Source organism: Stenotrophomonas sp. 57, from assembly GCF_030291075.1.
Classification (GTDB): domain Bacteria; phylum Pseudomonadota; class Gammaproteobacteria; order Xanthomonadales; family Xanthomonadaceae; genus Stenotrophomonas.
Genome location: NZ_CP127407.1, coordinates 3,430,176 through 3,443,924 on the forward strand (window position 1 = coordinate 3,430,176; position 13,749 = coordinate 3,443,924).

Annotated in this window: 9 protein-coding genes; 3 read left to right on the forward strand and 6 right to left on the reverse strand. The window is 66.4% G+C overall.

Going from position 1 to position 13,749, the window contains the following annotated elements; genetic code table 11:
* Window positions 1–51: 51 nt before the first annotated feature.
* Window positions 52–852 (forward strand): MipA/OmpV family protein, encoded by an 801-nt coding sequence (locus QP512_RS15835; protein ID WP_286069596.1) that lies wholly within the window; start codon window positions 52–54, stop codon window positions 850–852.
* A 71-nt stretch (window positions 853–923) separates the two neighbouring features.
* Here QP512_RS15835 and clpB read toward each other — a convergent pair whose 3' ends face one another.
* Both clpB and QP512_RS15845 read right to left on the reverse strand, forming a co-directional pair.
* Window positions 924–3,509 (reverse strand): ATP-dependent chaperone ClpB, encoded by a 2,586-nt coding sequence (gene clpB, locus QP512_RS15840; protein WP_286069597.1) that lies wholly within the window; start codon window positions 3,507–3,509, stop codon window positions 924–926.
* 181 nt (window positions 3,510–3,690) lie between these two features.
* A complete protein-coding gene (locus QP512_RS15845; RefSeq protein ID WP_286069598.1) occupies window positions 3,691–4,512 on the reverse strand; it encodes a DUF3014 domain-containing protein in 822 nt (273 codons plus the stop codon).
* A gap of 169 nt (window positions 4,513–4,681) precedes the next feature.
* On the opposite strand from QP512_RS15845, the gene QP512_RS15850 reads away from it, so the two are divergent.
* The gene (locus QP512_RS15850; RefSeq protein ID WP_286069599.1) at window positions 4,682–5,392 is read left to right on the forward strand and encodes a glutathione S-transferase; all 711 of its coding nucleotides are present in this window, start codon (window positions 4,682–4,684) and stop codon (window positions 5,390–5,392) included.
* A gap of 131 nt (window positions 5,393–5,523) precedes the next feature.
* Here QP512_RS15850 and QP512_RS15855 read toward each other — a convergent pair whose 3' ends face one another.
* From QP512_RS15855 to QP512_RS15870, 4 genes are all read right to left on the reverse strand, one after another.
* Window positions 5,524–7,134, reverse strand: a complete 1,611-nt coding sequence (locus tag QP512_RS15855) for a hypothetical protein (protein ID WP_286069600.1) — start codon at window positions 7,132–7,134, stop codon at window positions 5,524–5,526.
* Window positions 7,135–7,841: 707 nt separating this feature from the next.
* Window positions 7,842–9,560 carry a thiamine pyrophosphate-dependent enzyme gene (locus QP512_RS15860; RefSeq protein ID WP_286069601.1) on the reverse strand — a complete coding sequence of 573 codons (1,719 nt, stop codon included), beginning with the start codon at window positions 9,558–9,560 and terminating at the stop codon, window positions 7,842–7,844.
* Between the two features lie 109 nt (window positions 9,561–9,669).
* On the reverse strand, window positions 9,670–10,527 hold the full coding sequence (locus QP512_RS15865; protein ID WP_286069602.1) for an SH3 domain-containing protein: 858 nt from the start codon (window positions 10,525–10,527) through the stop codon (window positions 9,670–9,672).
* Between the two features lie 36 nt (window positions 10,528–10,563).
* Window positions 10,564–11,046 carry a DUF3574 domain-containing protein gene (locus QP512_RS15870; RefSeq protein WP_286069603.1) on the reverse strand — a complete coding sequence of 161 codons (483 nt, stop codon included), beginning with the start codon at window positions 11,044–11,046 and terminating at the stop codon, window positions 10,564–10,566.
* 214 nt (window positions 11,047–11,260) lie between these two features.
* On the opposite strand from QP512_RS15870, the gene QP512_RS15875 reads away from it, so the two are divergent.
* On the forward strand, window positions 11,261–13,696 hold the full coding sequence (locus QP512_RS15875) for a TonB-dependent receptor (RefSeq protein WP_286069604.1): 2,436 nt from the start codon (window positions 11,261–11,263) through the stop codon (window positions 13,694–13,696).
* Window positions 13,697–13,749: the final 53 nt, after the last annotated feature.

Sequence of the window (13,749 nt, forward strand, 5' to 3'; positions counted from 1 at the left end):
CAGCACTCGCCGGATGCGCGCGCTGCTTTCCTCCCATTGTCGAGAGTTTCCATGCCCCAGCATCGCCGTTCCCCCGCCCTGTTCTGCCTGGCCCTGTTGCCGCTGTTTGCCACCCCGATCGCCCACGCCAAGGATGACCACTGGACCTTCGAGGTCGCTGCCGGCGGTGGCGTGGCGCCGCGCTACAGCGGCAGCGATGAGTATCGTGCGACGCCGTCGTTGTCCTTTGATGTCACCTCGCCGGGGGGATGGTTTCTGGGCACCAGTGGCATCGGCTGGGGCACCTCCATCGGCGAGCACACCCGCGTGCGCGCGTATGTCGGCGCCAGCGGCATCCGCAAGGAAAAGGACTCGCTGCTCGGCGGTTCCGACTTCCTGCGCGGCATGGGTGATATCGATACCCGTCCCCTGGTCGGCGTCTCGGCTGGTTATACGCTGGGCGAAGCCGTGCTGAGCGGCTCCTGGCAGTTCACCCGCAAGGACGAGGACAAGGGCGAGAACGGCCTGGCCACCCAGCAGATCCATCTGAACCTGAGCATGCCGCTGTTCGACCTGGCAGGCGGTGTGGTCAGCGGCAGCGTGTGCACCGACTACGGCAACCGCGGCTACATGCAGACCTGGTACGGCGTCAGCCCGGAACAGGCGGCGCGTACCGGCTTTGCCCAGCACAAGCCAAAGGCCGGCCTGGTCAGTGCCGGTATCGGCCTGAAGTGGAGCCACCGCGTGGGCCGCAACGGCAACTGGTACATCTCGGCCGAAGGCACGCGCCTGCTTGGCGATGCCGCCGACAGCCCGATCGTGCAGAAGGCGAACCAGTTCGGCTTGATGAGCGGGTACACGCACCGCTTTTGAGAAATCGCCGGGCACGGCCCGGCGCTACCGGAGAAAACGGGGCGCTGCGATCAGGCAGCGCCCCGCATGATTCACGCCTTGGCGAACACCAGGTGGCCGCCGTCGTTGCCGACTTCGATGGTGTCGCCGTTGACGAAGGCCCCGGACAGGATCTGCTGCGCCAGCGGATTCTCCAACTGCGACTGGATCGCACGCTTCAACGGGCGGGCGCCATACACCGGATCGAAACCGACGTTGCCGAGCAGGTCGAACGCCGCATCGGACACCGCCAGCTTCAGTCCGCGCTCGGCCAGGCGCTTCTCAAGCCCGCGCATCTGGATACGCGCGATCTGCTTGATCTGCTGCTTGTCCAGCGGGTGGAACACCACGATGTCGTCCAGGCGGTTGATGAACTCCGGGCGGAAGTGCGCCTGCACCACGCCCATCACCGCCGCCTTCATCTGCGTGTAGGCCTCCGGGCTGTCGTCGGTGCTCATGTCCTGGATCTGGTGCGAGCCCAGGTTCGAGGTCATCACGATGACGGTGTTGCGGAAGTCCACGGTGCGGCCCTGGCCATCGGTCAGGCGACCATCGTCCAGCACCTGCAGCAGGATGTTGAACACATCCGGATGCGCCTTCTCCACTTCGTCCAGGAGGATCAGCGAGTATGGGCGACGACGCACGGCCTCGGTCAGGTAGCCACCTTCCTCGTAGCCGACGTAGCCCGGGGGCGCACCGATCAGGCGGGCGACGCTGTGCTTCTCCATGAATTCGCTCATGTCGATGCGGATCATCGCGTCGGCACTGTCGAACAGGAACTCGGCCAGCGACTTGCACAGTTCGGTCTTGCCGACGCCGGTCGGGCCGAGGAACAGGAACGAGCCGGCCGGACGGTTCGGGTCGGACAGGCCGGCACGCGAGCGGCGCACCGCATCGGAGACGACCTTGATCGCTTCTTCCTGGCCAACCACGCGGTTGTGCAGCACCTCTTCCATGCGCAGCAGCTTGTCGCGCTCACCTTCGAGCATCTTGTTGACCGGGATGCCGGTCCAGCGCGACACGACTTCGGCGATCTCCTCGTCGGTGACCCGGTCCTGCACCAGCTTGAAGTCCTTGTGTTCGGCTTCCTGGGCGGCGGCCAGCTGCTTTTCCAGCTGCGGCAGCAGGCCGTACTGGATTTCGCTCATCTTGGCGAAATCCTGGCGGCGCTGCGCGGCCTCCAGCTCCAGCTTGGCCTGTTCGACCTGCTCCTTGATCTTCGTCGCGCCCTGCAGCGCGGCCTTCTCCGACTTCCAGATTTCATTGAGGTCGGAGAACTCGCGCTCCAGCCCATCGATGTCGTTTTCCAGGTCGGCCAGGCGTTGCCGCGAGGCTTCGTCCTTTTCCTTCTTCAGCATCTCGCGCTGGATCTTCAGCTGGATCACCCGGCGTTCCAGGCGGTCCAGTTCCTCCGGCTTGGAGTCGATCTCCATGCGCAGGCGCGAGGCGGCTTCGTCCATCAGGTCGATGGCCTTGTCCGGCAGCTGGCGGTCGGTGATGTAGCGGTTGGACAGCGTGGCGGCGGCAACGATGGCCGGGTCGGTGATCTCCACGCCGTGGTGCAGCGCGTACTTCTCCTTCAGACCGCGCAGGATCGCAATGGTGTCCTCCACCGACGGCTCGCCCACGAACACCTTCTGGAAGCGGCGCTCCAGCGCAGCATCCTTCTCGATGTACTTGCGGTACTCATCCAGCGTGGTGGCACCGATGCAGTGCAGCTCGCCGCGTGCCAGTGCCGGCTTCAGCATGTTGCCGGCATCCATCGCGCCGTCGGTCTTGCCGGCGCCGACCATGGTGTGCAGTTCGTCGATGAACAGGATGATCTGGCCTTCGTTCTTGGCCAGGTCGTTCAGCACGCCCTTCAGGCGCTCTTCGAATTCACCGCGGAACTTGGCACCGGCGATCAGCGCGCCCATGTCCAGCGACAGCACGCGCTTGCCGCGCAGGCCTTCGGGCACTTCGTCGTTGATGATGCGCTGGGCCAGCCCTTCGACAATGGCAGTCTTGCCCACGCCGGGTTCGCCGATCAGCACCGGGTTGTTCTTGGTCCGGCGCTGCAGCACCTGGATGGTGCGACGGATCTCCTCGTCACGTCCGATCACCGGATCGAGCTTGCCGCTCTCGGCACGCGCGGTCAGGTCGATGGTGTACTTCTCCAGCGCCTGCCGCTGTTCCTCGGCATTCTCCGACTGCACGTTCTCGCCGCCACGCAGCTTGTCGATCGCAGCCTGCAGGCGGGTCTTGTCGGCACCGGCGGCGCGCAGTGCCATGCCCAGCGTGCCGCCATCGTCCAGCGCCGCGAGCACGAACCACTCGCTGGCAATGAAGGCATCACCGTGCTGCTGGGCCAGCTTGTCGGTCTGGTTCAGCAGGCGCCCCAGGTCGTTGCCCATCGAGACATTGCCGGCCTGGCCGGACACCTTCGGCAGCGCGTCCAGTGCTTCGGTCAGGCGCTCGCGCAGGACCGGTACGTTCACGCCGGCCTGGGCCAGCAGCGGGCGCGTGCTGCCGCCCTGCTGGTCCAGCAGCGCACTGAACAAATGAACCGGTTCGATGATGCTGTTGTCGCGGCCCACGGCCAGCGACTGTGCGTCTGCCAGCGCCTGCTGGAAACGCGAGGTGAGCTTGTCCATCCGCATTGCGAATCCTCATCGGTCATCAGTGCCGGCCGGTGCCGGCGATGCTGGAAAGATGCGGTTGCCCCACCCGGTTTCAAGGGTGGCTGCGACGGCACTCCGAGGCCAGTCAGCCAGTGGCCAGCATGCCGGAACGGGTGTGGTCGGCGCGTTGATCCCGATCAGTTGCGTGCGGTGGACGGGTTCAGTGGGTGATCGCGCTGCGGATTGCCCGTAGCTGCTGCTTGACCGCCCGCGCCTGCGCCGGATCCATGCGCAGCAGCGCCTTCTGGCCGATCGATCGCGACTGCAGGGTCGCATCGACGAAGCGGTAGCGGCCGCGCTCATCGCGCTGCACCAGCGGCGCCTGCGCCAGGTCCGGGGTCTCCAGCAGGTGATCGATCACCGCGACCAGGCGGTCGTTGAAGTAACCCTCAGGCCGCCCCAGGTCCACATAGGCCTGCTGGATCAGCGGATAGAAGCGCTTGTACGCGGTAGCCGTCGCCGCCGGGTCCACCGCGGTGAATGCCTGCACATAGGGCGCGTAGCGTGCCCCGTTGCTGGCAGCGATCCGCTCGCCGTCCTCAGCGGACTCGACCTGCAGACTGCCCGGCAGCGGCCGTGCGGCCAGCGCGGTGGACGGCACACTGGGCTTGTCCAGATTGTCGACCTGGGTGACCAGGCGCTGGATCAGGTGATCGCGCAGCAGCAGGGTCAGCGGCCCCTCGCTCTGGAACAGCTGGCTCAGTGCACCCCAGGCAGCGGCATCGCTGTCAGCCAGTTTCGGCAGCGCCGGGTCGGCGGCGGCTTCGGTATCCAGCGGATGCTTGATCGGCGGCGGCGCTGGCGCGGGTTCCGCTGCCGCCTGCGGTTGTGGCGGTGCGCTGGTACTGGCGGGAGTTGATTGCACCGGCACCGGGATACCGTCTGCCAGACTCTTCAGCTGATCGCGGAACAACCAACCGCCCGCGCCACCAATCACCACCACACCCAACACCCAGGGCCATACCGCCTTGCCAGTCTGCATGATGCAGCACCTCGTTTCACACGCATGGAGAAGGTGTGACCTCGCTGATTGCAGCGGGTTCCCGGTCTGTTCCGCTACCGTTGGGGTTGGAGCCTGCACGCAGGCAACGCTCACGCCCGCTTTGCACCGCACGCGCGAGGCTGTGCCCTCGTCTTCTGGAGAAACGGGCATGCAGTACGCGCTGTTCTACTGGACCGGCATCCAGGGCCGTGGCGAATTCGTGCGCCTGGCCCTGGAAGATGCCAAGGCGGACTACATCGACATGGCACGGGTGCACGGCGATGCGGTGATGCAGCCGTTCCTCGACGGTGGCAGCGAAGGCGCACAACCGTTCGCGCCGCCGTTCCTGAAGGCCGGCCGGCAGGTCATCGCGCAGGTTGCGGCGATCCTGGATTTCCTCGGCCCGACGCTGGACCTGGTGCCACAGGCGGCCTCACGCCGGATGCAGGCGCTGCAGCTGCAGCTGACCATCGCCGACCTGGTGGCCGAGGTGCACGACACCCACCACCCCATCGCGGCCTCGAAGTACTACGAAGAACAGAAGACCGAAGCCAAGGCGCGGGCGGTCTCGCTGCGCGATGAACGCCTGCCGAAGTTCCTTGGCTACTTCGAACAGGTACTGGCCGCCAACGGAGGCCGACATGCATTGCGCGAGCATTCCTATGTGGATCTGTCGCTGTTCCAGCTGCTGAGCGGGCTGGACTACATGTTCCCGCGCCGCATGCAGGCCCTCGGCCCCACCCTGCCCCTGCTGCGTGCGCTGCAGGAGCGGGTGGCGAAGCGGCCGAACATCGCCGCCTACCTGCGCTCGGAACGGCGGCTGGCGTTCAACACCCAAGGCATCTTCCGCCACTACCCCGAGCTGGATGGAGCGCGCTGATACCGCCGCCTGCAACTCCTGTTGTAGAGCCGAGCCATGCTCGGCTCGGAGCAGCCGAGCGCAGGCTCGGCTCTACAACATCCCGAGGCGGAAAGAAAACGGTAGCGCCGGGCCATGCGCGGCGTCCCCGGTCAATGATCGGTGCCGTCACCCAGCGGTTTCACCGGCTGCTTCTGCAGCGACAACAACCCCAGCAGCACCGCCAGTGCGACGTAGGCGCCCGCGAACTGCCAGCTGATGATGCGCGCCAGGCCTTCCAGATCCCACGGCAGGTAGATGCCGCCGCGCGGGTCCACCGAATGGATCAGGCCGAACAGGGTCAGCAGCGCCGCCACCAGCAGGAAGCCACAGGCGCGGCGCAGGCGGCCATCGACCATCGCTGCCACGGCGGAAATCCACAGCATCGAGGTGATGATGAAGCCATTGCCGAGGGTGAAGATCACCGCCAGTTCCGGCAGGCCATGGCCATCGAGCTTGGTCAGCAGCTGCGGCAGCTGGTCCGGTGCGATCCAGCCCGGCGCCTTGATCGCCAGCAGGTAGGCCACCGACGGCAGGAAGCCGAACACCATCGCACCGGCGTGGTGGCGCGGCGTGGCCTGGAATGCCTGGGTGGTGATGTCGATGGCCACGTAGACGATGATCGGAGCCAGCACCGCCAGCGGCAGCCATTGCACCAGCCCGGAGATGATGCCGAGCATGCCGCCGATGCCAACGAACAGGCCGGTCAGCAGCGTGTAGCCGCTGCGTGCGCCCATGTGCTTGTAGGCCGGCTGGCCGATGTACGGCGTGGTCTGCGCAACGCCGCCGCAGACACCGGCCACCAGCGTCGCCACCGCTTCCACCAGCAGGATGTCGCGGGTGCGATAGTCATCGCCGGCCGCACGTGCGCTCTCGGACACGTTGATGCCACCGACCACCATCAGCAGGCCGAACGGCAGCAGCAACGGCAGGTAGGTCATCGCCGTGGGCAGGCCTTCAAGGAAGCCCAGCGTCGGCAGCGGCAGCACCACCTGCGGCGGCACCCATTCCGGCACATGGAAGCCCGGTGCACCCAGTCCGGCCACGCCGAGGCCGTAATACAGCACGGTGCCGAACACGAAGGCCAGCAGCACGCCCGGGCCACGCACCGGCAGCTTGCCCTTGGCGATCAGCACGTACAGCAGCAGGCCGAGCGTGGTGAAGCCCACCAGCGGCGAACGCAGCGTTTCCAGCAGCGGCAGCAGGCCCATCAGCACCAGCGCGATGCCCGCGATGGAACCGAGCAGCGCCGCACGCGGCAACGCGCGGGTGACCGCTTCGCCGAAGAACGACAGCACGAACTTGAGCACGCCCATGATGACCAGCGCGGCCATGCCCAGCTGCCAGGTGGCGATGCCGGCCGCGTGCGGGTCCATGCCCTGCTGCTTGAAGGCGAGGAAGGCCGGGCCGAGCACCAGCAGCGCCATGCCGATGCTGGTCGGTGCATCCAAGCCCAGCGGCATGGCGGTGACATCGTCGCGGCCGGTGCGCGCCGCCAGGCGCCGCGCCATCAGCGTGTACAGCAGGTTGCCGACCAGCACACCGAAAGCGGTGCCGGGGAACATGCGGCCGAACACCACGTCGGCGGGGAACTGGAAGATCCCGACCAGGGCCATGGCGATGAAGCCGAGGATGGAGAGGTTGTCGACGACCAGGCCGAAGAAGCCGTTGAAGTCGCCGGAGACGAACCAGCGACGCGGTGCGGCGGAAGCGGGAGCGGACATGGAAGGGGCGGTGGGGGTGGGGACCGCCGATGGTAGGCCCAGCGGGGCCCGGGCGCCAATTCCGCGGTGGAATGATGGGTTCCAGCCAACGGCGGGGCCCCTCGTGGCTGGGCGCGGGTAGAGTCGACTGTTAGTCGAATGGCATTGCGAGTTGGGCCGGTCGGGATGGGCTGCGCAGGACACGCCGTAAACCCGTCCCTGGGGGCTCGATGGCGCCATCCATGGCGCCAACGGTCCTGCGCAGCCCATCCCGACCGGCCTCCCACAGTTTCCTGCGCGTGCCAGCCACGGAAGAGAATCAAAAGATCAAAGGCAAAGGCAAAGGCAAAGGCAGGCTCTCGTTGTAGCGCCGAGCCCATGCCCGGCTGCTGTACGCGAAACCTCCGAACCGAGCATGGCTCGGCTCTACAGAAGATCATTCCGATCATTCTTTCGTTCATCCACGCATGGCGTGGATCTACCGTGTCGACCAAGGTCGACACCCACCAGTGCAATATCCCGTTCCGGCAGATTGCAGGAAGCTGTCGAAGGCGGGGTGGGTCCGGTTGCGGGGGTGTCCGCGGCATGGATGCCGCGGCCAAGCCCCCAGGGACGGGTTTACGGCGTCCCCCGCAACCGGACCCACCCCGCCATCCCTCAGGAAACCCGCTTCTGCTCTGGCTCTGGCTCGTAGCGGGTGCAGGGCGCAGCCCTGCATCGACCAACCCCTACTTCTTCAGGAAGTTGTCCACCAGCAGATGCTTCACGTCGTCGAAGCGGCCGTTCAACACCGCCTTGGCGGCATACAGCGCGGTACCGGCCACCTGCTTGGCCTCGATCTGTGGCGGCATCACCAGTTCGGCGCGGCTGGTATGCACGTCCAGCAATGCCGGGCCACGTTGCGACAGGAAGTCCTGCACCGCTTCTTCCAGATCCTCGCTGCGGGTCACGGTGCGTCCGTGGAAACCAATCACTTCGGCAAGGCGGCCGAAATCCGGGTTCTTCAGATCGGTGTAGTTGTCCAGCAGGCCTTCCACCTTCTGTTCCAGCTCGACGAAGTTCAGCGAGCCGTTGTTGAACACCACCACCTTGATCGGCAGGTTTTCCTGCACTGCGGTCAGCAGATCACCCAGCAGCATCGCCAGGCCGCCATCGCCGGACAGCGAGATCACCTGTCGGCCCGGGAACGCCTTCTGCAGGCCCAGTGCTTGCGGCATCGCGTTGGCCATCGTGCCGTGCAGCAGGCTGGTCAGCGTACGGCGGCGGCCATTGACGCGGATATGCCGCAGCACCCAGACCATCGGTGAACCACCATCTGCGGTAAACAGCGCATCGTCCGTCGCATACTTCGACAGCAATGCGGTCAGGTGCTGCGGATGGATCAGCTCGCCTTCGCCCGGCTGCTCTTCCTGCTCGCGCTTCTTCAGCGCCTTGTCGCGACGTTCGATGCATTCGTCCAGGAACGTGCTGTCCTCGCGCGGCGGCAGCATCGGCAGCAGCGCATCCAGCGTCGGCGCGATATCGCCCACCACGCCCAGGTTCACCGGATGGCGCCGGCCGAGGTGGCTGCCATCGCGGTCGACCTGGATGATCGTGGCCTTGTCGGGGTAGAACTGGCCCCAGGCGAAATCGGCGCCGAGCAGCAGCAGCGTGTCGCACTCCATCAGTGTGTGGAAGCCGGACTCGATGCCGAAGATGCCGGTCATGCCCATGTTGTACGGGTTGTCCGGCTCGACGAAGTCCTTGGCGCGCGAGGTGTGCGCGATCGGCGCCTGCAGGCGCCGGGCCAGTTCCAGCAGCTGCGCGTGCGCGCCCTGGCAACCGGCACCCGCGTAGATACCGATGCGCCTGCCCTGCCCCAGCAGTTCGGCGATGCGTTGCAGCTCGGCGTCGGAAGGACGCAGCACCGGTTGGGTGTAGTGCACCGAGAACGGCACATCGTGCTTCACTTCGGCCTGGCTGATGTCGGCCGGCAGGATCACCACCGCCACGCCGCGGCGGCTGATCGCCGCCTGGCAGGCCAGGGTGACCACGCGCCGCGCCTGCTCGGCACTGTGCACCTGCTCGCAGAACACCGAACAGCTGGCGTACACCGCCTTGAAGTCCACTTCCTGCGGGAATTCCATGCCCAGCTCGCTGGTCACCACCTGGCTGGCGATCAGCACCATCGGCGCACGATTGCGGTTGCTCTCGAACACACCGTTGATGAAGTGCAGGCTGCCGGGGCCGCAGGAACCGGCGCAGGCGGTCAGCTCACCGCTCACCAGCGAATCGGCGCCGGCGGCAAACGCCGCCACTTCTTCATGGCGCACGTGCACCCAGGCGATGTCACTGCCATGCATCGCATCGGTCACATGGTTGAGCGTATCGCCCACGATGCCGTAGCAACGGCGGACTCCCGCCTGCTGCAGGGCGTCCACCACGATTTCGGCCACGCGCTTGCTCATTGGATACATCCTCGAACGGGGGAACGTCCGAGGCTAGACCTGATGAAGTGATGCCCCCGTGGGCACGCCGCCCGTCGCCACGATGTGCAAACCGAGGGCAGGCGTCTCGTCAATCATTGGCGTTGATCCAGCCTTCCACCGCGCCGCTTTTCGGGTTGCGGTAGCGCAGCTTCATCCAACCGTCCTGTTCATCCAGCATTTCCACGTGGTCGCCCTGCACCAGGTAACGCTTGGTGCTGGGCGCGCCCGGGCGGTCGAACAGGAACAGGCGTGCTGGAATCACGGTGACCTGCTGGCCACGCAGCGGACCATCGGGCGGTGCACCCAGGCCATCGGCAATCGCGCTCTCCAGCACACGGCCGGCAGGATCATAGGTGCGCCAGACCGCCAGAGGGCCCTGCTCTTCGGTCTGTTCCCACTGCAGCGCGGCGTTCAACGTATCGCCCAGCATCAACAGGCTCTCGGCGCGGTACAGGTAGAGCTTCGCACCCGCGAACCGGTACTGGTCTGCGTACCACATCGGCCCGCTGCGGCAACTGCTGCTGAGGGTGCGGGTGGCAACGTCCACGCTCAGCCCCATCAGGTCACCGCAGCTGTCCTTGCCGTGGGTTTCGGCCTGCAGCACGCGATACGAAGCGCTGGCCGGATCGAACCGGTATACCGCCACCGCTTCGTTGACCATGCCCACCGATGCGCGCGCGACCAGTTCCGGGTAGCCATCGAAATCGACGTCCTCCAGACCCCACCGCGAATTGCCGTCTGCATCCGCCGCGCCCGCCAGCGTCTGGCGCTTGCCTGACGGCGACAGCTGCACTGCGATGCTGCCATCCAGTTGGGGATCGGCATGCGCCTGCACGTGCGCGGCCACCTGGAACCGCAGCGTTTCGCCGTCGTCGCCATGTGCCTGCGCCGACGGTGCCAGCAGTCCTGCCAGCACCAGGCCCAGCACGCATTCCCTGAGTTTCATCATCGCTTCCTGCGGCACCGCGGCGGCACCTTCAACTCAGAACGATACCTCGACCGGCTGCCGCGACCACAGCACCGATTGATGCTGGGTCTGCTGCTTCCACGCCAGGCGGATCGCTTCGATATCGGCGCGACGCTGCGGGGTGTCCTCATGCAGCACCACCAGCACCTTGGTGCGCAGGCGGTTGGGCGCGGCATCGCCGCGGAACAGCCACTGGCCGTAGGCATCGAACACGGTCAGGCCATCCGGGAAGCGCGGGGTCACCTGCTTGTCCAGGAAGGCGCGCCACTGCGCCTCGCTGATGGTGTCGGCCTGCGGACGGTTGCCCGCGCCCTGCTCCTCGCCCACGCCGAAGTACAGCTCGCTGCGTACCCAGCCGTGGCCATCGGACGGGCGTGCGGCATCGCCCTTCAGGTCGGCGGTGGTGGCGGTGGCATAGGCGCTGGGCGCCTGCGAGGACAGGCTGGCGCAGCCGCTGGTGGCCAGCAGCACGGCAAAGACGAGACCAAGGTGTTTCATCGGTACAGCTCCGGGGAAGGGGGACAGGGCGAGCCGGCAGCGTACAGCGCCACCGGCCCGGCGTGCTGATGCCAACAGGGCATCAACTCATGCCGGACCGGCAGGGGCTTGCATCGGCACCGGCCATCACGCGAAGATAATATATCGCTTCATCCGGATGGATGTAAGTGAAACCATCTCCCCCTTCCCCGTCGTCGTTGTTGCTGGAGCCCCCATGTCCGCCCGCCTGCCCGCGTCGCCGCTCGGCCTCGCCATCGCCCTCACGCTTTCCTCCGCCGCCGTCCCGGCCCTGGCCCAGGACGCCACCAACCTGGACACGGTGATCGTCACCGGCACCCGTGCCGCCGACCGCACCGTGCTCGAATCCACCTCGCCGGTGGATGTGCTCACCGCCGAGGACATCCGCAAGGCCGGCGTGGTCAACGGTGAGCTGGGCAGCGCGCTGCAGGCACTGCTGCCGTCGTTCAACTTCCCGCGCCAGTCCAACTCCGGTGGCGCCGACCATGTGCGCGCCGCGCAGCTGCGCGGCCTGTCGCCGGACCAGGTGCTGGTGCTGGTCAATGGCAAGCGCCGCCACCACACCGCGCTGGTCAACACCGACAGCAAGATCGGCAAGGGCACCACGCCGGTCGACTTCAACTCGATTCCAGTCAGCGCGATCAAGCGCATCGAAGTGCTGCGCGATGGCGCCGGTGCGCTGTACGGCTCCGATGCGGTCGCCGGTGTGATCAACGTGATCCTCGACAACGGCGGCGACGGCGGCGAGATCGAGGCCAGCTACGGCGCCAACCACACCGACCTCAAGCCGATCGGCCGCACCCTCACCGACGGCCAGACCGGCAACATCAGTGCCAAGGTCGGCACCTCGCTGGGCGAGGACGGCGGCTTCCTGCGCGTCGGCCTGGAATACAAGCACCGCAACGGCACCAACCGCGCCGGCTTCGACCAGATTCCGCCGTGGGACCAGACCCCCGACAACCTGGCATTGCAGGGCAAGCGCAACTACGTGCTGGGCGATGGCAAGAGCAAGGACATCAACCTGTGGCTGAACACCGAGATCCCGGTCGGCCAGACCTCGACGTTCTACGCGTTCGGCACCTTCAACCAGCGTGATACCGAAGGCGCGAACTACTTCCGCTACCCCGATGGCGATGCCAACTGGAAGCAGGTCTATCCGAACGGTTACCGCCCGATCTCCGAAGGCGAGAACCGCGACGTGCAGGCCGTGGCCGGCGTGCGCGGCCAGTGGGGCGAGTGGAGCTACGACGGCAGCGTGGATTACGGCCAGAACGACTTCACCTACCGCCTGCGCGACTCGCTCAACGCCTCGCTGGGCCCAACCAGCCCGACCCGTTTCAAGACTGCCGACTACGCGTACGCGCAGACCGTGGGCAACCTCGATCTGAGCCGCGTGTTCACCCAGAGCGAGAGCATCAGCCACACCCTGGGACTGGGCGCAGAAGCGCGCCACGAGCGCTACCAGACCCGTCCGGGTGACCCGGCCAGCTTCGCCGCTGGCCCGTACACCGATCGCCCGACCGGCTCGCAGGCCGGTGGCGGCCTGACCCCGCAGGATGCGGCGCGCCTGTCGCGCGATGTGGCCAGTGCCTATGCCAGCCTGTCCAGCCAGTTCGGCGAAACGTTCTCCACCGATCTGGCCGCACGCTACGAGCACAGCGACGACTTCGGTGGCGAACTGACCGGCAAGCTCGGCCTGCGCTACGCGTTCACGCCGGCCTTCGCGCTGCGCGGTGCCATTTCCAACAATTTCCGTGCACCGTCGTTGGCGCAGATCGGCTACGAATCCACCTCCACCGGCTACAACGCCGGCGGCCAGCTGGTGCAGGGCCGTTTGCTGTCGGTCAACAATCCGATCGCGCGTGGCCTGGGTGCGCAGAACCTCAAGCCTGAGAAGTCGATCAACACCTCGCTGGGCTTCACCAGCCGCATCGGCGAGCACTTCGACCTGTCGCTGGACTTCTTCCAGATCGACATCGACGATCGCATCGCGCTGTCGGAGAGCATCACCGGTGATGCGCTGACCGACTATGTGGCGGCCAATTACGGCGTCACCGGCCTGCAGAGCGCCAGCTTCTTCGTCAACGCCGCCGACACCCGCACCCGTGGCGCCGAACTGGTGACCAACTGGCGCCAGTCGCTGGGCGATGGCCAGCTGCTCCTGACCGGCACCTACGCCTACACCAGGACCACCCTGAAGAACGTGCTGGCCACGCCGGCGCAGCTGCGCGCACTGAACCCGGACTACGTGCTGTTCGGCATCGAAGAGACCAACACGCTCACCGATGCCACGCCGCGTACGCGCGGTAGTTTCTCGGCAGCCTGGAGCAACGACCACTGGTCGCTGAGCACCCGCGTGAACCGCTATGGCAGCGCCACCCGCGTGTTCAACTTCGGTGACGGCTACATCCCTCGCCAGACCTACCAGGCCGAATGGCAGCTGGATGCCGAGGTGGAGTACCGCATCACCCCGCAGTGGAGCGTGGCCATTGGCGGCCAGAACCTGACGGACAACTACCCGGATCGATCCAACAGCGATATCCACTACTTCGGCAACCTGCCGTACGACGTGCTGTCGCCGATCGGCAGCAACGGCGCGTACTACTACGGCCGCGTCCGCTATACGTTCTGATTCACAGAATCGACCCGGTAGAGCCGGCGGGGTAGAGTCGACTGTTAGTCGAC

Excerpts from the sequence above, each read along its gene's own strand:
- QP512_RS15835 (WP_286069596.1), top strand. The coding sequence starts at position 52 with ATGCCCCAGCATCGCCGTTCCCCCGCCCTGTTCTGCCTGGCCCTGTTG.
- clpB (WP_286069597.1), bottom strand. The coding sequence starts at position 3,509 with ATGCGGATGGACAAGCTCACCTCGCGTTTCCAGCAGGCGCTGGCAGAC.
- QP512_RS15845 (WP_286069598.1), bottom strand. The coding sequence starts at position 4,512 with ATGCAGACTGGCAAGGCGGTATGGCCCTGGGTGTTGGGTGTGGTGGTG.
- QP512_RS15850 (WP_286069599.1), top strand. The coding sequence starts at position 4,682 with ATGCAGTACGCGCTGTTCTACTGGACCGGCATCCAGGGCCGTGGCGAA.
- QP512_RS15855 (WP_286069600.1), bottom strand. The coding sequence starts at position 7,134 with ATGTCCGCTCCCGCTTCCGCCGCACCGCGTCGCTGGTTCGTCTCCGGC.
- QP512_RS15860 (WP_286069601.1), bottom strand. The coding sequence starts at position 9,560 with ATGAGCAAGCGCGTGGCCGAAATCGTGGTGGACGCCCTGCAGCAGGCG.
- QP512_RS15865 (WP_286069602.1), bottom strand. The coding sequence starts at position 10,527 with ATGAAACTCAGGGAATGCGTGCTGGGCCTGGTGCTGGCAGGACTGCTG.
- QP512_RS15870 (WP_286069603.1), bottom strand. The coding sequence starts at position 11,046 with ATGAAACACCTTGGTCTCGTCTTTGCCGTGCTGCTGGCCACCAGCGGC.
- QP512_RS15875 (WP_286069604.1), top strand. The coding sequence starts at position 11,261 with ATGTCCGCCCGCCTGCCCGCGTCGCCGCTCGGCCTCGCCATCGCCCTC.